The following is a 20,483-nucleotide window of genomic DNA, read 5'->3' as shown; positions in this document are numbered from 1 at the left end:
TACGTGCTTTTACCTGAACAGATTGACTTTGAAGGTCCGTTTCCATGCCTCTCTCGTCGCTTGCGTCTGGGCGTGGTCGGCGGCGGACGTATCGCGGGTATGCAGGCTATGGCCGCACGGCTGACGGACCGTTGGGAGGTGGTTGCTGGCGCATTTTCGTCAGATCCGGTCCGCGCAAAGTCGGCGGCTGCTGAGTGGTATCTGCCTCAGGATCGATGCTATGCTTCCTTCGCTGAGATGGCCACGCGCGAAGCCGCCCGCCCGGATGGTGTGGACGCGGTGATGATCACTACGCCTAACCACCTGCATTTCGATTCTGCCAGGGCGTTTCTGGAGGCTGGCATTGACGTGCTTTGTGACAAACCCCTGACCAATGACCTCGCCGAGGCGGATGCCCTGGTCGAGCTGGTTCAGAGCACGGGTTGCATTTTTGGCGTGTCTTACGTCATGTCTTGCTTCCCGATGATCCGGCAAGCGCGTGAGATTGTATCGCGAGGTGGGATCGGCAAAATCAACCAGATCCACGTTGAATTCATGCAGGACTGGATGACACCAGATGACTTCGCGGACGCGCCCCATGTCAAATGGCGGCTTGATCCGGCCAAATCCGGGCGCACCTCATGTGTTGGGGATATTGGCACCCATGCCGCGCACCTGGCGGCCTTTGCCAGTGACCTTGCTCTCACCGACTTGCGGGCCGAATTCCACGTTTGTGGCGCGCCGAAACCTTTGGAGGACACGTTTTTTGCCTGGACAAAGCACGCAGGCGAGATCCCTGGCACATTGATGGCGACGCGCCTCGCGCCGGGCAATCGCGGCGGGTTGCGATTGCGTATATTCGGATCAGAAGGTGGCCTTGAGTGGGATCTGGAGGAGTGCGACCGGCTGAAATTCAACCAATTTGGTGCACCGGATCAGATCATCAGCCGTGGCCACGGACACGGCGTGTCACCACAGGTCGAACGATTGGTCCTGTCTGCTCGTGGTTTTCCGGAGGGCGTCATCGAGGCCTGGGGCAATCTCTACACCGAATTTGCGATGGCAGTGGCGGCGCGGCGAGATGGTTTAGAGCTGTCTCCGCGGTACCTTGGACTACCAAGGGTTGCGGCTGGTCGGGACGGCGTACGGCTTATCGACGCCTGCGTTCGGTCGAATGAGGCCCGAGGAGCGTGGGTTGAGATCACGTAAATTGATAATTTACAAAACATCAGATATTTTGTATTACATAGGAGAATAGAGACTCAACGCGCCCGGAGACATTCACAATGGCAGACACAAGACCCGCTGAACTGGATGATCCGCTCTATTCTCTTGCACATCTGACACTCATCAACTGCACACCGGCAGAGTTGGTCTATGTGGCGGCCCGCGCTGGTTATGAAGCTGTCAGCCCACGCTTCATCACGATGAACGTCCCCGGTGAATTCACACATGCACCGCTCGACAAGGCGCAGGTGCAAGCCACGAAAACAGCTTTGGACACGACCGGCCTCAAGGTTCTGGATATCGAACTGGCCCGGATAACCGAGGATTGTGATCCGCGCGAGTTTGAAGCGGCACTGGAATTGGGCGGCGAACTTGGAGCGCGGCACATGATCATGTCCGCCTGGACCACGCGGCGTGATGACCGGAATTTCCTGCTCGATGTCTATTCCGAGACGTGTGATCTGGCCGCGCCTTATGGGCTGACGATTGATCTGGAGTTCCCGTCTTTTTCGCGTCTGCGCACTTTGGACGAAGTGCTGGATATCGTCCGCGCGGCCGACCGTCCGAACGGGGGCGTATTGGTGGATACGCTTTACTTGCACCTCTCTCGCGTCGATCTGGGCGAGCTTCTCCACGTCCCGCCCGAATGGCTGCATTTCCTGCACATCTCGGACTGCCTGCCTGGTATCGCTGATACGCGCGAAGGCATGATCCAACTTGCTCGTGACGCCCGTCTCTACCCCGGAGAGGGGTGGATTGATTTTGCCGGCATTATCGAGCGTTGCCCGCCGATGAACTACTCTATTGAGCTGCCAAACCAGAGTCGTGTGTCTGAACTTGGATACGAAGAACACGCCCGTCGCTGCCTGACCCACGCCAAACAGGTCTTTGGCGCGACCCGCTCCAAGCGCCGCATGGCTGAGCCTCTGGCGGCATGACCAAAAACATCGAAAACGAAAAGGACGCCCGATATGGCACGAGACCTGACCGACGAAGAACGCGCATTGGCCAAAGACATGCTTGCCCGCGCGCGCGCTGCGCAGGCGCAGATTGAAGACTGGAGCCAGGAGCAGCTTGACCGGCTGAGCCAGGCGATTGCCTGGTATACAGGCAACGAGAAGACGTTTACCTGTCTGGCCGAACAAGGCGTAGACGAAAGCGGTATCGGTGATCGGCAGGGTCGTCCTGCGAAGCGGTTCAAGATTCAAATGGTGCTGCGCGACGTACTGCGTACGCCCTCAACCGGCATCGTCGAGGTGGACGAGGCCAAGGGCCTGGTGAAATACGCCAAGCCAGTGGGTGTGATTGCCTCGCTAATCCCGATGACCAATCCGGCGATGACCCCGCCGGTAACAGGCGTGTCGTCGGCCAATGCACGCAATGCGGTGATCTTTTCACCCCACCCCCGCACGGCACAAACCACCTGGGAAATGACCGAAGTCATGCGCACCGCCTGCCGCGTCGCAGGGGCGCCCGAGGATCTGTTTCAGGCTGTGCGCAAACCGTCCATCCCGCTCACGCAACACTTGATGAGCATCTGTGATCTGACCCTGGCCACTGGCGGCAAGCCGATGGTGCAGGCAGCCTACTCCAGCGGCAAACCTGCCTACGGTGTCGGCGCGGGCAATTCCTCTATTGTCATAGACGAGACCGCGGATATCGAGATCGCCGCGCAGAATACACGCGTCTCTAAGACATCCGACTTCGGCTCCGGCTGTTCCGCGGATGGCAATATCATCATCCAGCGTTCGATCTATGACCAGATGGTCGCAGCATTGGAAGTGGAAGGCGGCTATCTATGCAACGCCGAGGAAAAGGCGATGCTGGAAGCGGCGATGTGGGACGAGAAGGGCAACCGCACATTCCCGACCATCGCCTGCCGGCCGCAGCAGACGGCGGATGTCGCGGGCTTTTCCATCCCCGAGGATCGAAGGTTCCTGATGGTGGAAAATCAAGATCAGATCGGGCCGGAACACAAGTTCTCAAAGGAAAAGCTGACGACGCTCATGGCGCTCTACCACTTCGAGACGTTTGACTACGCACTAGAGACCGTTCGCCAGATTTACAACACCGGCGGCAAGGGCCATTCCTGCGGCATCTACAGCCACAACGACGAGAACATCGACCGACTGGCCCGCCTCGCGCCGGTCAGCCGCATGATGGTGCGCCAGCCGCAATCCAAGGCCAATGCAGGTGCTTGGACCAACGGGATGCCGATGACCTCTTCGCTGGGCTGCGGCATCTGGGGCGGCAACATCACCAACGAAAACGTCACCATAAAACACATGATGAACTACACCTGGGTCAGCCGCCCGATTGCAGAAGATCGCCCTTCGGAAGAAGAGCTATTTGGTGAGTTCTACGGACAGGAGGTCGCGTGATGGATGGCTCGAAATTGGACGGCAAAACCGTCGCGGAACATATCATCGACTTTCTCGAACGGCGCGATGTACGGCACGTCTTCGGGCTTTGCGGACACACGAATATCGCTGTGCTGGCTGCAATGGCGGAAAGCCCCATAGACTTCGTCACCGTGCGCCATGAACAGATCGCGAGCCATGCAGCCGATGCCTATGCCCGTGTGCAGGGGCGCGCGTCGGTGGTGCTATCGCATCTCTCTCCCGGATTGACGAATTGCGCCACCGGCGTTGCCAATGCCGCCCTCGACTGCATTCCGATGGTCGTAATCGCAGGTGATATCCCGACGCATTATTACGGCAAGCACCCGCATCAGGAAGTGAACCTGCACGCAGATGCTGCCCAGTGGGAAATCTACCGCCCCTTCGTGAAACGCGCTTGGCGGGTAGACCGCGCCGATCTGATGGCCGAAATCCTCGAGAAGGCGTTTCATCTGGCTGAAAGCGGTCAGCCCGGGCCGGTGCTAGTTAATGTGCCGATGGACATCTTCTCAGAGGTCATCCCGTCCGACACGTTTGATCGCGTGGCTAAGAACACCAGCGCTCTGAAAAAATCGTCCATCGACGATGTGACCGCGGGTGAGATTGTCGAGGCTCTGGCGCGCGCCGATAAACCCGTCGCCTATGTTGGCGGCGGCATCCTCTTGGCGAAAGCCAGCGAAGAATTGCGTGAATTCGTCGATCACATGGGTCTGCCAGTGGCGCACTCGCTCATGGGCAAGGGTGCGCTGCGTGACGATCACCCACTGGTCATGGGCATGACCGGTTTCTGGGGGACTGAGTTGGTCAACCAGACCTGCCTGGACGCGGATTATGTCTTTGCGTTGGGCACCCGGTTCAAGGAAGCCGACTGTTCCAGCTGGTATCCCGGCTACACATTCAACATCGGCGCAGAGGGCAATGACACAAAGGTTATTCATATCGACATCGAGCCGCAGGAAATCGGTCGCAACTATCCGACAGAGATCGGTGCGGTGGCTGACGCTAAAGCCGCGCTGCGCGTGCTGACACGCGTGGCGAAAGAGATGTATCCTGATGGCTTTGCGAGGACCGAGAAGAAAGCCGAAATCGCCGCCTTCCGCGAAAGCTTCAAGGCATCGAATGTCGAGATGCAGAGCTCGGCTGCCTTCCCGATGATGCCTGAACGCATCCTTGCCGACACACGCAAAGCATTGCCCGAAGACGCCATCATCACCACTGATGTCGGCTGGAACAAGAACGGTGTAGGCCAGCAGTTCGACATTCTGACCCCCGGGTCGATCCTGACACCAGGTGGTTTTGCGACCATGGGCTTCGGCCCTCCGGGTGCCATCGGAGCGAAGCTTGCTGCACCGGATCGCGTAGTCATCAGCCTGGTTGGCGACGGCGGTTTTGGGCAAAACCCCTCCATGTTGGCAACAGCCGTCGAGCTCGATCTCGGCATAATTTGGCTAGTTATGAACAACAACGCTTTTGGCACGATCGCGGGTCTCCAAAAAGCTCACTATGGGCTGACCTATGGAACAATGTTTCCCGGCTCGCCCGATGCGCCGACGAACGGTCCCGGCTATGCTGAGATCGCGCAGGCCTATGGCGCCGAGGGGGTGCGGATCAGTTCCGCTGACGAGCTACTGCCCGCATTGCGGGCCGCAATTGCACGCGGAAAGCCGACCGTTCTGGATGTGCCTATGATCAACAACCCGACACCTACTACGGGACACTGGAACATTCTCGACATATATTCCCCGGACAAGGACGTAAGCCACGTTTCAACCTAAGATTGGTTGGCGGGGTGACGAGACTGGGAGCGCTGGGATTGGGATGACTACGTGAAGACATTTGGAATTTCTGCAGCCCTTCTAACGCCATTCTCTGCTGATGGACAAATCGATTTGGTCAGGTTAGTTCAACACGCGCGCGATGTTCTAAAAAACGGCGCCGCTGGCGTAACGATCTTTGGCACGACCGGTGAGGGAGCGTCGGTCAGCTCGGCAGAGCGAACTGCCGGGCTAAGACACTTGGTCACAGAGGGAATTCCAACTGCATCGATCATCCAAACCATCTATGCAACCTCTGTGGTTGAAGCTGCAGCACAAACAGCCGATGGACTTGCAATTGGTGTGTCCAGCTTTCTTCTTGTTCCTCCATTCTTTTTCAAGGATTGCAGTGACGAGGGCCTGTTTGATTGGCACGCTCAGCTCTTCGCCAGAGCTGACCCGCGAGCCAAATTCGTCCTTTATCACATTCCCCAAGTTACCGGCGTTGCGCTGTCTGTGCATCTTGTCGGACGCTTGACGAACAGCTTTCCCAATCGGTTGCTGGCGGTCAAAGACAGCTCAGGGGACTGGGATAATGCGACAAAACTGCTGGCACTTGACGTTATTCCAGTCCTTGTTGGCGACGAGCGCCTACTCCATCGCGCCTCCGCCAGAGGAGGTGCGGGCGCGATCACCGGAATGGCGAACCTTTATCCTGGACGCATACGCCATATCTTTGAGAGCGCGACCGAAGACGTTGCGATCTCAGCGGAAGTCACGCGAATTGTGACGAAACCCGTAATTCCCGCACTTAAGGCTCTCCTCGGGCGACAAAACGACGATCCAGACTGGGATCGCGTGCGCGCGCCACTGAAACCCCTGAGCGCTGAAGCTCGGAGACAGCTTGGAATTTGAATGGCTCCGACTTTGTCAAAGCAACTGCGTCCTCGAGGTGGACCTATGTCATCAGCGCGTCGAGTGGCAGTAACTGGCTCCGAGCCGACCTTCGCTGCGATCCAAGTTGATGACGGTTCATGTGCAGAAAGCGGCCTTTCGGCGTATCAACTACGTCCTCAGCGCCATCGTGAGTTATGCAGGTTATTTACTTCCCTGCTTCGCCACCTCCCTTCCCTGTTCCTCCTCAGTCTTTCCCTGATAGTCGGAAATTATTCCCTGTTATCAAATTAACAGGGATATGCCTCTTATCTAATTGTAAACGCTCAGGGAAATCGTTTGGTTTTCGTCAATATTGCCCGGATTCAGCCCAATTCCACAATTTTTCCCTGTATTTTCCCTGTTAACAGGAAAATACAGGGAAAATTCGCAATTTTTGGCTGAATCTGGGTGATTTGACCTGAATTGAGCCGGATTCATCTCAGCATTGCAGTCTCTCCGATCAATGGGTCATCAAATCTACCAATAGCATATATCGAACCCATAGGATTGGCCGATGTTTCTGGCACTGCCAACATAGCATTGTCTAGAACATGAGGACGCGACAATGGCACAGGTAGCGACAACACATCACCAGACTGCAACTGATCGAATCTTTGATTTTTTCACCTTAAGTTATGAGTGGCTGGCCACTTGGACCGAACGAAACGTGGAGCCCGGAGAAGACGGTCAGCATATTCCGGATAACGTCCGGAACATCCTGAAAAACCGCGGTTACAATATTTGAGGGAGTCGAACAGCCTGCGTCGCCACGCCCTTGGGCAGTCAGAGCCGGCTTGGGTTTTCGTTAGTTATGGCTTTCCTGGCATGGCTCACGGCAGCTTCGTCCCGCAAGGCGGTCATTGCTGAATGTTGCAGCGAGCGGCAGCTTCGAGCCTATCGTCGATTGCTTATCGACTCATGCTAAACCATCGACGTTGGTTAATTCAGATCATGAGAATGGAGTTAACCACATACAGGACTGGGGCAAGGATTTGGTGCTCGCAACGTCAAAATCATATGAGGTGCCGGACGCTTAACTTAACCCGCGCTCCAGACAATCAAGCCAATTATCTCGCGCTAATTTCTGAAGAAGTGCATTATCGTAGCCGTGTTCGCTTAGGGCGATCAGAAAGTTCGGTACACCAGTCACGTCTCCAATTAACTTCGGCAGAATACAGCCGTCAAAATCAGACCCTAAACCAACATGATCCTCGCCTAAGTGCTCGATCAAATGGTCTATATGTCTGATCAGTGGTTCCCAACCCATATCATTCGACGCTCTGCCATCTTCGTTGATGTAGAAGGTGGCGTAGTTGAAGCCGACCATTCCACCGGTCTCTCGGATCTGCGCCAACTGCCGATCGGTGAGGTTGCGTGGGGATTCTGATAAGGCATGTGCATTTGAATGTGTTGCAACCAGAGGCGCTGTGCTGATCTTCGCAACATCATCGAAACCAGCTTCATTCATATGCGAAAGATCAACAATAATCCCAAGCTCGTTGCAAAGCCGCACAAGGTCCTTGCCCTTCTCTGTCAAACCACTGCCGATATCGGGTGACCCAGGAAAGCTCATAGGCACACCGTCGCCAAAAATGGTTGGACGGCTCCAAACCGGCCCGAGTGACCGTAAGCCCATGTCGTAAAACAAATAGAGCGCATCAAGATCTGGTCCAATAGCCTCAGCGCCCTCCATATGCATGACACCGGCAATGATGTTGTTCGAGATGGCTTCACGCACTTCTTCGGCTGTGCAGCAAACCTTGAAATCATCAGGCGCGGCGCGTTCCATCCAGTGCAAAAGACCTGCCATGGTTAACGCCATAGGTTGAGCTTCGCCGTGTGTCATTTTTGGCGGCATAGGCAAATCGTAGGGTGGGTTTGCCATCAACGATGCAAAATCAGGCGGCGGACCACCGGAAATTGGCGGGACAAATATAGCAAACAAACCACCGGCAAATCCTGCCTGCTTCATTCGTGCTAGGTCGAGGTGGCCCTTACCCGCATTTCCTAGCCACACTTCCTCCCGCTCATTCGAGCCAAACATCAATCGAAGAAGGAAGTCATTGTGCCCGTCAAAAAATGGAATGCGGTCTGTCATACGCCACCCTCATCCGAAGTTGCCAGAGAAAGCCTATGCGCTTTTGCTTCTGCCAAGAGTGTCGAACATTCTTCGTCTTTGATGCCGAGAACTTCAAACTGCGAAACAACATTTTCCAAGTATTCAAGGCTCGTGCCCAAGATCCCACGTCCGTTGACGAGACAATTAATTTGCTCTTCTCGCGAGATGTCACCGCATATTTGGACAGTCTGATGATCCGCCACAAAGGTAAGAACTTTCAGGTGCTGATCATCCGCGACTGCGGTTACAAAAGCCGGAGTATAGGTCGGAACCACTAACTCTCGTCGCCAAAGTATCTCTGTCTCGAATTCAATGAAGTCTTTCGGGATACGAAATATTAGCCCCTCGCAGCCATCGCCTCTATCAAGTGCCGCCATCAGCCCGGGCGCTTCCTTGTTGCCGCGTCCACCGTAAATCTCTTTAAGGATAAAGCGGCGTTCGTAGCCCAAAACTTTTGCGCGGCGGACCTCCGAGAACTTAAGAGCAGGGTCCCACATTAGTGACCCATAAGCAAAAACCCAAAGGTCCTCTTCTGGATGATGTTTCAGAGCATCCAATCGGCTCTTCTCGCGCTCATCGTCAGTGTGAAGAAACTCACCAACCCACTCGAGTTCAGGATGTTTCTCCAAAATAGTTTCGGCCCGGAAATTTCGAAAAAACGAGCTGAGCGGCTCAGTAATCTTGTCACGTAGCTCCGGATGATATTGGAAAGGGTCTTGTAACTGATTCATTCCAAATCCAACCAAACACCAAAATCCGCCAAACTCGGATTGAGTGACAGTAGCATGGCGTGCCGATAAATCTTTAAGTTTTTGCACTTCCGACTACGACGCTCAACAGCCGGCTCGCATGTCAATCGCTGCCAGTTTGATAGAAGCTAGATGACTGCTTGGTCCGCAAAGCGGTCATTGGTACTTCCTGCAGCGAATGACTGCTCAGAGCCCAAAGCGGACGTTCAATCGGGCGGTACGTGCCGCGATGCAGTGAATGACTGCATTGAGCCCAAACTCACAGATGCTGCACAACGATCGAACGGCTGGAAAGAACCATTCGATCGCTGCTAGATTTAGCGGGCTGTGTTCAGCAATGTTTGCGCTGCTAGCCTTCCGAAATCATTGGCGGCTTTTGGGCTTGCGCCTGTAACTAGGCGGCGGTCAACATGAACCGAATTGTCGGCCTTTTTGTTGATGGTTACCACGCCAAGCGCGTTCAGTTTCTCGCATACCCACCACGGCATCGGCCCAGGCAAATAGCCGATCACCGGCGTATGCTTGTCAACGGCATCTGGGAACACGGTGATTTTATAGCCGTTGTACAGAAACCCGGCGTCACTTTTGGCCGCGAGGAGTGCTGCAGGACCGTGACAAAGCGCGAGGGTATGAAGGTTTGTATCGTGCGCCCAGTGGAGCACTTTTCCGACGTCGGCATTCTCTGGCAGCCCGAGCATTGCACCATGGCCGCCGGGGATGAATATTGCGGCGTATTGGGTTGCCTCTTCCATGTCGTTTGCGACGAAATCTGCAAGGCTACCGGGGTTCGCAAAGGCCGCATCAAAATCACGATATAGTTTTTGTATATCTGCGTCGTCCGCTGGCATTGCCCATGCTTCGATTGCGACCGGCGCGCCTGTCGGGGTGACGACATCAATCTCAAAGCCCGCGTTCATCAGATGCAGCATTGGCAGGCCCATCTCGACGGGGTGATTGCCGGTCGAGAATTTCTTGCCATTGGCCATCGTCATATTGCGTTCTTCGGTGCAAACCATCAGCACGCGATTCTTGGCCCCCGCGTAGGGTTTGGTGTAGGCACCGCCGTCATAGTCGGTAGTGGAAGATGTTCCTAATTTAATCGCCAAAGGGGACGGGCTGAACGCGCCGTCGGCTGTGGGTGTGGGCGCGATGCCAAGGATTTTCTTGATCATTTCGGTTCTCATTCATTTTGGGAAGGGGCTGTCAGTCGCGGCTATTTGATCGAAACAACGATCTTTCCTTTAGCGCGTCCGGTCGCAAGCCGATCGAAAGCTTCGGCGGACTGGTCCATCGGGTACGAGCTGTCGATGACAGTCTTGACCGTTCCGTCGCTGAGCAGTTTGCCAAGCTCGGCCAACATTTCCCCGTCAGGCCACATGAAGAACCATTCAAAGTTAACGCCATATTTGGCGGCCAAGCCATCGGTGTCCTGGCCCTTGACCGAAACGATCGTTCCGCCTTTCTTTAGCACTTTGAAAGAACGCTCGAGGGTTTCACCGCCCATAGTGTCGACAACCAGATCGTAGTCAGACAGTTCATCTTCAAACGTCTGTGTCGTGTAATCGATGACCAGGTCCGCGCCGAGATCTTTGACTAGGTCGGCGTTCTTGCCGCTTGTCGTCGTCGCGACGAAGGCCCCAAAATGTTTAGCGATCTGGATTGCAAGGGTGCCAACTCCACCAGAGCCTGCGTGGATCAGGACTTTGTCACCCGCCTGAATGTTGCCTTTGGACACCAACGCCTGCCAAGCAGTCAGACCAGCGAGTGGGACAGAGGCTGCCTGCTCATGGCTTATGTTTGCCGGTTTGATCGCCAGTTCGCTTTCCTGAAGGCGTGCGAATTCAGCAATTGCACCGGCATCTTCCTGATTTGGACGGGCAAAGACCTCGTCGCCAACTTTGACGCTCTTCACGTCCTTGCCAACTTCGACGACCTTGCCCGAAACGTCATAGCCCTTCACGTGCGGAAAACTCAGTTCAAGCATCTGCCGCAGGTAACCCGCACGCAGAATGTTATCGATTGGATTCAGGCTGGCGGCATGCACTTGGATCAAGACACTACTGTCTTGCAACAAGGGCTTTGCGACCTCGACGATTTCAACTGGTGCGGCATAATCGTGATAGACTGCGGCTTTCATGGCGTGTCCTTTGGGTATGAATAATTGTTGAAAAACACATAAAGACGCCCGTTTATATTGATAATGGCTCAATATTGGCTATGACTAATGTCATTACGACAATAATAGGGGTTTGTATGGATCGCCTTCGTGCGCTGCGCTACTTCGCGAAATTGGCGCAGACTTTAAGTTTCAGTGAAACGGCAGATCACTTCCGAGTGCCGTCATCGTCTGTCTCACGTCGCATCAAAGACCTCGAAGCCGATCTTGGTGCGGCCCTTTTTGTGCGCACCACTCGGTCTGTAAGCTTGACCGACTTGGGGAAGTTGTACTTGGGCGAAATTGCACCTGCGCTGCAGTCCATCGAAATAGCCGATGAGATGGTGCAAGCTCAGTCCGCTGCGCCAACTGGAACCGTGCGGATAACCGCAATGCCTGGGTATGCCGAGCTTTACGTTCTACCCGCTGTGCAGAAATTGAGAAGCCTCTACCCAGATATTGAGTTCGATCTGAACATCACCGACCAGGTCCTTAGTCTTTCCAGCAATGAGGCCGACATCGCAATCCGCGCGGCTTCGGATTTGCCGGACCATGTCATCGCGCGCCGTTTGGGCGACCACACCTTCAATTTGGTCGCGTCACCCGACTACATCAATCGAAACGGGGCGCCGCGCACGTCCGATGACCTAAGAGACAGCCCGGTTTTCATGTACCGCACCCCACGCGGCGTTCTGAATTGGCAAATGAAAAAGGATGGGAATTGGAAAACCATCGACCTGGCGCCGAAATACGTCAGCAATCATGGGCCATCGATTTTGGAAAGCGTTGTCAAAGGAAGGGGCCTAGCGCTCCTCCCCACTTGGGGGGTAACAGCCGAAATCACAGACGGGCGGTTACAAAAGATCGACCTCGAAGACGGCCGACTTTCAACCAGTGGCGATGTCGAGATGGGGATGTACCTTCTCTATCACCCGCCAAAGTTCCGTCTGCAAAAGGTTAAGGTAAGCGTTGATTCCCTTATCGCGGACCTCACGATAGAAACGGATAATCCATAGTACGTTGATCGTTCAGGCATCAAGTGAACCGTGAAGGAAGCAGTCCTTTATGAACGGCGCAGCGAAAGCTCACTTTGTCCGCATTTCGGTCATTGTTGCGCGCCGCAGCGAACGGCGGCTTTGATCCCACTTTAACAAATGCTGCAATGCTAACGAATGCCCGCATTTAGTCGGATTGACGGCGGAGCCAAACTACTCAGCAACTGTTATCCTTGCTCAGTAAACTTCTGGCTCTCAAAAGTGCCGGGGATATAGGGTCATTATCGCCATGCAGCCTAGATCACTTTGAACGGCCTTTGGATTTCGAGTCATCATTTCGAGAAAGAAATCACGATCTTCTTGCGTGGTGTCATCCGCTGAATTTGCTAGCGTCTTCGCCGCGGCTAGCTGGGCGAACAACGTGCGTGCGGTCTGTTTTAGGTTTGAGAAAGCGAACAATGGGATTGCAAGTGTCATCGGGTGATCCTCTGTCTTGTGTTGAGGGCAGCCTATGGATTGGCGGATTTTTCTGGTATCCGCCCCGGCGTTGTGCTGCTCTACAAAAATGAAGAGCGTATTTCAGAACTTGTCAGATGTCCGGGTTTTTCTCGCAGTGTTGCGGGCCGGTTCAACTTTGGCGGCCTCCAAAACTCTTGGGATGGCGCAGCCCACAGTGGCAAGACGAATTGAAGCGTTGGAACACACCCTTGAGCTGGTTCTGTTTGAGCGGACCACGCAAGGTTTTTCACCCACCCAAGACGCCTTGGCGTTAGTGCCGAGTGCCGAAGTGGTCGAGGAAGCGGCAAAGGCATTGGATATGAAGGCCGCTCGGCTGGCGTCGGTACATTCCTGCGCCATTCGTATTACGGCGGTGACGGACGCATTTAATCCACGCCTTTCCGCCATCCTCGAAGGCTTTGTCGAGAGTTACGGGAGCGCGAAATTCGAGTTGATCCCGAGTGACGAGGCGATCGACGTATCGGCTGGAGATGTTGACATCGCGATTAGATGGACAAACAAGGAAATTGACGATCCATCGTTGATCTGCCGGAATTTGGCCACCATTACGCATTCCTTGTTTGCGTCGAAGTCCTATGCGGGGAAATCTGATGTACCGCATTCAGAATCAGAAATGGATGGACATAAGTACCTGGTTTTTGGAGGAAATCAGCGTCTCAATAGGATCAATGAGTGGCTGCTTCAGCGCATTAGTCCAGATCAGATTGCTATGACCTGCCAAGACTTTAGGGCTATGGAAACCGCTGTTCAAATGGGGGCCGGAATTGGAATTCTCCCAACGCGGTTCATGAAGAGCGACGATACGCTCGTCCATTGTATTGAGTTGCCCGCAAACTTGGGAACGACTGTTTGGCTGTTGGTGAACCCGTCCGCCTACCGACGACCTGAGGTGAAAGCATTCACAGCATATTTTGCGCCGCGATACAGCGCGCATTTGCGAAAAAACTAGTGGGCAAATCCCCTGAGCCGGACCTTCGTCCATAACGGAAGCTTCGTCCCGCAGAATGGTCATTGGGTGGATTTTGACTGATGGCGGCTCCCGGCAAAAGCGGACCTTCGTCGCGGAACGCTCGGACCGGCGGGTACCAATGATCGCTTTGTTGCGCCCACCTTACTATCAGCCAAGGTCAGGTGTCTTGTAGATTACACGACCACCGACTTTTATCTCGGCGTCGAGCAGATATGGACGCAGGGCTTCGATGTCGACTTCAATGCCGAGTCCCGGGGCTGCCGGTGCACTAATCTCTCCGGCAGAGTTGCGCATGAGCGGATTGGCTGCGACGGCCTCGGCGAGCGCGCTAGGGTGGGCCGGGAACTCACAGATCCGATGCTCGGCGAGTCCGGCATAGGGTTGTAGGGAGGCGCTGAGCGCGAGGTGAGTAGTGAAGGTATGGTTGACATAGGTGACGTTGCGCGTCTGAGCCATACGCGCGACCTCGAACGCTGGGCCGATCCCACCGATCCGCCCGCAGTCGATCTGCACGAAACCGACTTTGCCGAAGTCCATCAGGTGCCGGGCCATGGCGACGCTATGCGCGGCTTCGCCGCCGGCGATACCCACATTCGATCCGCGCGCTGAAAGCGCTGCATAAGCCTCGTATGCAGACCCCGAGAACGGCTCCTCGAACCATGTCGCGGAAGCTGCCTCAAGCGCCGGAAGTCGCTGCGCGGCATTCACAACATCCTCGCCGAAAATCTGTCCGACATCGATCATGAGATGCGCGTCACCGCCGATGCCCTCGCGCGCCGCTGCAAATTGATCTGCGTCGCTCCTCACATTGCCGGTGCCGATGGGCCCCCAGCCAAACTTGACTGCACTAAAGCCGTCGGCGCGAGCCTTTTGTCCGCGCTCGAGCGTGTCTTGCGGGGTATCTCCGAATAGCATCGAGGCGTAAGGAATCTTTGGCTCTGTTGTTCGATAGCCAAGCATTTGCCAGACGGGCTCTTCGCGCGTTTTTGCTAAAAGATCCCACATCGCCATCTCGATGCCTGAGAGCGTATGGGTCGCCTGGAGCAGGTCCATACTGTCGTAGGCAACACGCGAGGATATCGCAGCGATGTCCATTGGCTCGTCCAGTTTGGCGCCGAGCACTGAGGCAGCAACCGGCCTGCATGCGCTATGCGACATCGGGCAGACAAAAGCGGCGATAGAAGGCAGGGGGGACGCCTCGCATTCTCCCCAGCCGACGAAACCGCCAGCTGCGACCCTCACAAGAAGTGCGTCCTGGCTGCCGTCTGCCGCGGTTGTGACTTCTGGCATCGAGAGGTAGAAGAAATCGACGGCTTCAATCTTCATCGTATACCTCCCGCTGTCGTCAATTCAATGCATTGGTACGAGTGTTTCAATGGCCAAACACAAACATGTATTGAAACCTTTTACTATTTATCAATCAGAAGTTTGTGCACCATCACAGCCTCACCACAGATCTCGGGCGCCAAAGTCCGCAAGGCAGTCATTGGTGAACACTGCGGCGAATGACTCTTTTGAGCCCAAAGCGGATGCACGCCTCGGATTCCGATGCAAAGTCTGCTCAACCGGGAAGTCCGTCCTCTGGCGTACCGGAATTGTTCGGATTTCGCTAAAACCCACATTCGCTATATTGCGTAGCCAGGCATCTTTTCACTTCGCCATCTATTGCGCGCCGTTCTGCCGGAGACAGACTAGCAACAGCACTCCCTTTCAATTCAGCAGCGGCCTGATGACCATTTTCCACCGCAATGCTGAGCCAGCCATATGCTGCTCGGGCGTTAAACATTTTCCAACTCTCATTCAAAAGTATTGCCCCCGCCTCATATTGAGCGCCCGCGTGCCCCTGGCGGGCTACTTCGAGAAACCATCTCAAGGCTTCTTCTGCGTTCATTTCATACGTACGGCCGTCACGAACAATTGTAGAACCTCCATAGCGGAGATGCATTGCCAATTGAAATTGACTATCCATGTGTCCGTTTTCTGCCGCTGCCCTTAGCCAGACAAGTGCTTCAACAAGTTCGGGTTCCATAAGAGTACCAGCACTAAACCTGATTTGCCAAAATGCGACTTGCGCGCCCAATTGACCGTGTTTTGCGGACCTCCGAAGCCAGTTCATCGCCTCAGTCAGGTTGACTTTAGCGCCCCGACCTTGATGCAGCATGATTCCAACACTGTATTGCGCTCTGGCGTCGCCATCTTCGGCGGCCTTCAGGAAGTATTCGAACGCTTTGCTTTCGTTCCTTTTTTGAAAGGCAGCTACGCCTTCATCGTATGCAATGGCTGCTTGCGTTCTCTCGAAAGAAACTGAATCCAAAATCGCTCGGTAATCAGGGGCAACCCGCGGCCAGTTCGAGGTGTAAGTCTCGCAGTCAATCATGATGAGGTGCCCAGAGTAGATAAAATAGCTGCGGAGTGAGGTTCCGCCGGGAACCAATTCAGCGTTCACTCTAATACCAACAACTTCAGGGCGTGCTTCAATCCTCTCATGATCAACAATGTGATTCATAGGGCCACCCGGTCTTGCTTGCTTTCCGTCTTGGGTCAGCAGGAATTCCCATACTTCATCAATTGAGGTCCATCTTGTATTACCGGAATGCACTCCACAAAGAGCATTCTCTTCGGGTCGAGAAAACTCAACGTAGTTTGGATCAGTCGCATTAACCTCCCAATCGCTAGGGTACTCCATTGTCCAGCCGTGAGCATGGCGAGTGTACGTTGAAAAATCGTAGGATTGCGCCATTACTGGCAAACCTAGGATTAATCCCAGCAGCCAAGTGTTCCGCATTACTGCCACCCTGAGAAATCTGCAAAATCCCATGACTCGACTCCCTTCACTCAGACTAGACCATACCCTTGGCTAGAAGGCTCGGCATTGAGGCACGTCAAGTTGCAATCGAACTGGTCATTCTCAGTACTTATGGCCGGGCCTCCTTATGCCCCGAGTGTCTGCTTCGTCCCGCATAGCAGTCATTCGCTGTGAGGCGCATCAAGGTCCGCTTTGCGGGACTAAGCTGCAGTTTGAGTCTATGATGCAAAGTTGCATTCTCCGAGTGTTTCAGAATGCATCAGAAGCTTGGTTTGAAGGCAGTGCGCCGCATCGAGCGACACTCCTAGAAGTGCAAGCATCGGTTGATCTTGACCGGTGTAGAGGTCACCATGGCTGCGCATCGTGGCCTGATGTTTTCCTCCCAGGCCAACAGCAATCCAGAGAGGTAAGCCATGACGTTGCTCCGCCATTTCATCGCATTCACTTTATTCGTCGCGACCACAATGGGCGCATTGGCGCAGGATCGAACCTTCGATGTCCGTTTCCCGGCGGGTACAACCGGAACAACCATCGAAGGCGATGTTTCGGGCCGTGATGCGGTGCTCTACAGGGTCGGCGCGGAGGCCGGGCAGTCTATGAGCGTCGTCTTGTCCTCCGACAACTTAGCGACCTATTTCAATGTCTACGCGCCGGGCCGCTCCCTCGGGGACGAAGCGCTTGCGATCGGAGAGATGTCCGACCCGATCAATGACTGGTCCGGGACCCTTCCGACGTCGGGTGAGTACACGATCGCCGTTTTTCTCTACCGATCGGCGGCGCGTCGCGGCGAGACATCTAAATTCCGGCTGGATGTCTCCGTCGTCGGTTCGACGGGCGACGAGGTCCGCAATGACTTTGCGGACGGTCTGGCGGGCGGACCCGACTTTCTTGAGGTGGCCGTCACGGGCGGCGGAACGCTGAATCTGCGCGCAGGCCCTTCGGGTGGTGCGAGCATCGTCACGCGCCTCTCGAACGGGCAGAATGTCCGCAACCTCGGGTGCAGAATGGCCGAAGGGCGCCGGTGGTGCCGCGTGGCCACCCTTGCCGATCCCGGATACGAAGGCTGGGCGGCGGGAGATTTCCTTGTCGAGGGAGTGGCGGAGGTTTCTTCCGATGCCCCGGGCATGTCCGTCGGGGACGGTGAAGAACGCGTTCAGTTTGCCGCAGGGGCCTCAGGCGCCGAACTGCGCGGTCAGTTGGCACCGGGTGAGTCCCGCCGGTATATTCTGAACGCGCGTAATGGCCAGAACCTTTATGTCCGTGTCGGACCGCAAGGCGGTCCCATGACATATCAGATCTTCAACCCGGATAGGTCGTTTCTGCTTGATCAGGTTTCCAGCGAACAGGAGTATCGGGGCCAGCTTTGGCAATCTGGTGATTACGTTGTCGAAGTGATCAACCGCACCAACAGCGTTGCCAGCTATTCGGTGATCATGGGCATAGAATGAACCGAGGTCCGAATGAGCTCTTAAGTTGCTCATGACACGGCGATATCGAACGATGCGTGCGCGCTTCCTGGTTGGAGCGATAAGCCCGCCGAAGGGAGTACGGCAAAGGTGAGATTGTCGAGTTTCAACGAGATGACGAAGTGGTCCAACCTTGCCAGATTGGCGTCTGGCAACCTTCCGAAGCTGACAATCGTTGCTCCGTTCATTGCCTTCATCATCTTTCATAACGAGCCTCTGCAGCCTTTTCTTTCGCTGTCTGAAGAGCGGCACTCTTCGCCTCTGGTCGAGCTTCTCGCCCGGGCCCGCTTCGACATCTTTTATCTTGGTCTTGTCATAGTGGGATCGGGTGTTGCCCTGTTCACGCTATTCTGCCCCAAACAAATCACCGAGTATCGTGGCTATGAAGATTTCATCAGTTCCAAGGAAGCGACCAAGACGACCAATGGCGTCGCCGGAAGCCTAAGGCTATCGATTGTGGACTTCCTGCGCGATGCGCGGGACAATGACGAGGTCCGCGACGAAGCCGGCGGTTCCCTGAAGTACCCGCGACGATTTCGAGAGGGGCTGATTAGCCTTGTCAGGTCGGGGTCACGCGCGGCCATGGCCGATGAAGAACTTCTTTCGGCGGGGAATATCGTTCGCGATAGCGACCCGGAGATCCGTGACGTTCTGAGGCAGCTTGACGACGGCTGCGTCGATACAAGCGGTTTCAAGAGCAAGTTCTACGATAACCTTCACCTGCTATCGATCGACGTCTTCCGCCTGGAATACCTGAAAGCCGACTACTCGAAGCCCACTGCACGTGCCGCCTCTTTCTGGCTGATCGTCATTGGCACCACCGTCGTTCTCATCCCAACGTTGATCACGACAATCCTCGTAGTTTCCGACCTTTTTTCGATCACGACGCAGCAGCCGTTTTTCGAAGACGGCATGTGAACGAGGCGTGCGCGCAACGGCTTCCGCCTTAGATATGTTCCTTCACGTTAGTCACAGTTTGCCAGCTTTTCGCGTCGGCCTCGGGCTCACAGCAGTTATCTGAAACCTCTCTGAACGGCCGATTTAAATGCCATTTACGAATTGCGGCTCTGGGCTCTAAGCCGTCATTCGCCACAAGGCGCACGGACGGCAGCAACGCGGACAAAGCGGACAATCAGGCAATCCCAATGAACCACAGGAGCCGACAGGTCCCGGGGGAGCAAGTCACTGGCCATTTTCGTGCTTTGGTCAGCGCCCGCTATAGTAGCAACGAGCCGAGAATCCCGAAGTCTGAGTGTACGCTTCCAGCCTTGAGAGGTTTCTATACCTCGCTCCCGGCGTAATGCGGACGCCGTATTCACGCGCTGCGATCGGGATGAGGTTCAGGGCAAACTGGTGGACATCCGCGATCCTGTCACGAGGATCGGTTGTGTAGGCGTCGCCTCGGTTTCCGACAGAACGGAAGGCAGCATAGTCGCTGAGGCCGAGAACAGTCTTATCAACTGCAGCACGAAGACGCGGGCCTAGTGTAGGATCTTTGAAAAAGTCGACACCCCATTCTCGTGCAATGAGGGCGTATGAGAGTGCCGGGTCGAGACCAGCAGTATGATACCAGAAGGCGCGTTCGCCTCGATAGGAGTTTTCGTCAATGTAACCCGAGCTCTCAATATGCTTGATAAAATCGCGGCGACGCGCATTCAATTCGAGGTTCGCAAGACCCATGTCGTCGGTTACGGCGGCCAAGGCAAGACGTGCCATGCCGTAGTTTGCGAAGTCGTAGATGCCGCTTGGGTCACCAGCAAGCTCTGGGGCGACAAAGGTTTTGTAACCTCGTTCAATCCAAGGAACGATCACAGCCCGATCATCGTCGGTCATGCTGCTGTCCAGCACCGCCATGGAGATTAGCAAATTTGTATACATGCGCCCCACAAATCGCGGCAGATGTTGAGGGCATGGTGTACTAGGACCGTTTCGGTAGCAGAGCCCGAACCGCTTGGCCTGGGCCATTGTGAGCATCTCGGATTCATTCATGTAGCGCCCGCTGGCTGCCACGCGCTTCACGCCATCAATGATCGTTCGGGCGAGCACTTCGTCGCCAGCTGCTGCAGCTGCGTAGCTATTGAACAAGATGGGCTTCCAGGTCTGCTGCAGTCCGTCACCGCCCGGAGTGAGGGACGTCGAGCGTCTAAGTTCCCCAATATAACGGGCATGGTTGGTGTAAAGCCGATCGAGTGCGCTTTTGGCGGCGGTGACACTTCGCGGACGACCCTGTTCGTCTCTGGTGCACATAGGTCCAAGTGATTGGGCGATGAAGAACTTCGGTTTGCCTAGCCTGATCTGACTGGTCCAACTTGATTGTTAGTGCATGACTGGTCGTCGGTCTATTGGCATGATGGTTTCCGGAGCCGGAGACCGATATCCCAAGGCGCTGTGAGGCCGTTTCGTGTTGTA

The 20,483-nt window shown here is 55.1% G+C and carries 17 protein-coding genes; 10 read left to right on the top strand and 7 right to left on the bottom strand.

The window, feature by feature from the left end; genetic code table 11:
* The first annotated feature begins 3 nt into the window (after positions 1-3).
* The 6 genes from BOA8489_RS17770 to BOA8489_RS17745 all read left to right on the top strand — a co-directional run bounded on the left by BOA8489_RS17770 (position 4) and on the right by BOA8489_RS17745 (position 7,040).
* A complete protein-coding gene (locus tag BOA8489_RS17770) occupies positions 4-1,188 on the top strand; it encodes a Gfo/Idh/MocA family protein (RefSeq protein ID WP_093975656.1) in 1,185 nt (394 codons plus the stop codon).
* A 77-nt stretch (positions 1,189-1,265) separates the two neighbouring features.
* Complete coding sequence (locus BOA8489_RS17765; protein ID WP_093975655.1) at positions 1,266-2,144, top strand: sugar phosphate isomerase/epimerase family protein; 879 nt, start codon at positions 1,266-1,268, stop codon at positions 2,142-2,144.
* Between the two features lie 33 nt (positions 2,145-2,177).
* Positions 2,178-3,587 (top strand): aldehyde dehydrogenase family protein, encoded by a 1,410-nt coding sequence (locus tag BOA8489_RS17760; RefSeq protein WP_093975654.1) that lies wholly within the window; start codon positions 2,178-2,180, stop codon positions 3,585-3,587.
* Complete coding sequence (locus BOA8489_RS17755) at positions 3,587-5,380, top strand: thiamine pyrophosphate-binding protein (protein WP_093975653.1); 1,794 nt, start codon at positions 3,587-3,589, stop codon at positions 5,378-5,380. Before BOA8489_RS17760 ends, BOA8489_RS17755 begins: the two co-directional genes overlap by 1 nt.
* A 51-nt stretch (positions 5,381-5,431) precedes the next feature.
* On the top strand, positions 5,432-6,274 hold the full coding sequence (locus BOA8489_RS17750) for a dihydrodipicolinate synthase family protein (RefSeq protein ID WP_093975652.1): 843 nt from the start codon (positions 5,432-5,434) through the stop codon (positions 6,272-6,274).
* A 586-nt stretch (positions 6,275-6,860) separates the two neighbouring features.
* Positions 6,861-7,040 (top strand): hypothetical protein, encoded by a 180-nt coding sequence (locus BOA8489_RS17745; protein ID WP_093975651.1) that lies wholly within the window; start codon positions 6,861-6,863, stop codon positions 7,038-7,040.
* Positions 7,041-7,328: 288 nt separating this feature from the next.
* Here BOA8489_RS17745 and BOA8489_RS17740 read toward each other — a convergent pair whose 3' ends face one another.
* The 4 genes from BOA8489_RS17740 to BOA8489_RS17725 form a co-directional block, all read right to left on the bottom strand.
* On the bottom strand, positions 7,329-8,393 hold the full coding sequence (locus BOA8489_RS17740; protein WP_093975650.1) for a dipeptidase: 1,065 nt from the start codon (positions 8,391-8,393) through the stop codon (positions 7,329-7,331).
* The gene (locus tag BOA8489_RS17735; RefSeq protein ID WP_141138331.1) at positions 8,390-9,232 is read right to left on the bottom strand and encodes a gamma-glutamylcyclotransferase; all 843 of its coding nucleotides are present in this window, start codon (positions 9,230-9,232) and stop codon (positions 8,390-8,392) included. The genes BOA8489_RS17740 and BOA8489_RS17735 overlap by 4 nt, the downstream gene beginning before the upstream one ends.
* Before the next feature lie 248 nt (positions 9,233-9,480).
* Entirely contained in the window at positions 9,481-10,335 is an 855-nt protein-coding gene (locus tag BOA8489_RS17730) for a DJ-1/PfpI family protein (protein WP_093975689.1), read from the bottom strand.
* Positions 10,336-10,376: 41 nt separating this feature from the next.
* A complete protein-coding gene (locus tag BOA8489_RS17725; protein WP_093975648.1) occupies positions 10,377-11,300 on the bottom strand; it encodes an NADP-dependent oxidoreductase in 924 nt (307 codons plus the stop codon).
* Between the two features lie 116 nt (positions 11,301-11,416).
* Here BOA8489_RS17725 and BOA8489_RS17720 point away from each other — a divergent pair, with 116 nt between their 5' ends.
* Positions 11,417-12,334, top strand: a complete 918-nt coding sequence (locus BOA8489_RS17720) for a LysR family transcriptional regulator (RefSeq protein WP_176440360.1) — start codon at positions 11,417-11,419, stop codon at positions 12,332-12,334.
* Between the two features lie 490 nt (positions 12,335-12,824).
* Positions 12,825-13,781 (top strand): LysR family transcriptional regulator, encoded by a 957-nt coding sequence (locus BOA8489_RS17710; RefSeq protein ID WP_093975645.1) that lies wholly within the window; start codon positions 12,825-12,827, stop codon positions 13,779-13,781.
* A gap of 168 nt (positions 13,782-13,949) precedes the next feature.
* On the opposite strand, the gene BOA8489_RS17705 is transcribed toward BOA8489_RS17710, so the two are convergent.
* Positions 13,950-15,128: a mandelate racemase/muconate lactonizing enzyme family protein gene (locus BOA8489_RS17705; protein ID WP_093975644.1), complete on the bottom strand. Its 1,179-nt coding sequence runs from the start codon at positions 15,126-15,128 to the stop codon at positions 13,950-13,952.
* 283 nt (positions 15,129-15,411) lie between these two features.
* Complete coding sequence (locus BOA8489_RS17700) at positions 15,412-16,587, bottom strand: tetratricopeptide repeat protein (RefSeq protein ID WP_176440359.1); 1,176 nt, start codon at positions 16,585-16,587, stop codon at positions 15,412-15,414.
* Positions 16,588-17,021: 434 nt separating this feature from the next.
* On the opposite strand from BOA8489_RS17700, the gene BOA8489_RS17695 reads away from it, so the two are divergent.
* Together BOA8489_RS17695 and BOA8489_RS17690 are read left to right on the top strand one after the other, a co-directional pair.
* Positions 17,022-18,056, top strand: a complete 1,035-nt coding sequence (locus tag BOA8489_RS17695) for an SH3 domain-containing protein (protein WP_093975642.1) — start codon at positions 17,022-17,024, stop codon at positions 18,054-18,056.
* A 108-nt stretch (positions 18,057-18,164) separates the two neighbouring features.
* On the top strand, positions 18,165-18,992 hold the full coding sequence (locus BOA8489_RS17690) for a hypothetical protein (protein ID WP_141138330.1): 828 nt from the start codon (positions 18,165-18,167) through the stop codon (positions 18,990-18,992).
* A gap of 288 nt (positions 18,993-19,280) precedes the next feature.
* Here the strand turns inward: BOA8489_RS17690 and BOA8489_RS17685 are convergent, their stop codons facing one another.
* On the bottom strand, positions 19,281-20,159 hold the full coding sequence (locus BOA8489_RS17685; protein WP_176440358.1) for an alginate lyase family protein: 879 nt from the start codon (positions 20,157-20,159) through the stop codon (positions 19,281-19,283).
* Between the last annotated feature and the right edge of the window lie 324 nt (positions 20,160-20,483).

It is taken from the genome of Boseongicola aestuarii (genome assembly GCF_900184815.1).
GTDB classification, from domain to species: domain Bacteria; phylum Pseudomonadota; class Alphaproteobacteria; order Rhodobacterales; family Rhodobacteraceae; genus Boseongicola; species Boseongicola aestuarii.
The sequence above is the reverse complement of the archived record's forward strand: the minus strand, read 5'-3'. Positions and strand labels throughout refer to the sequence as shown.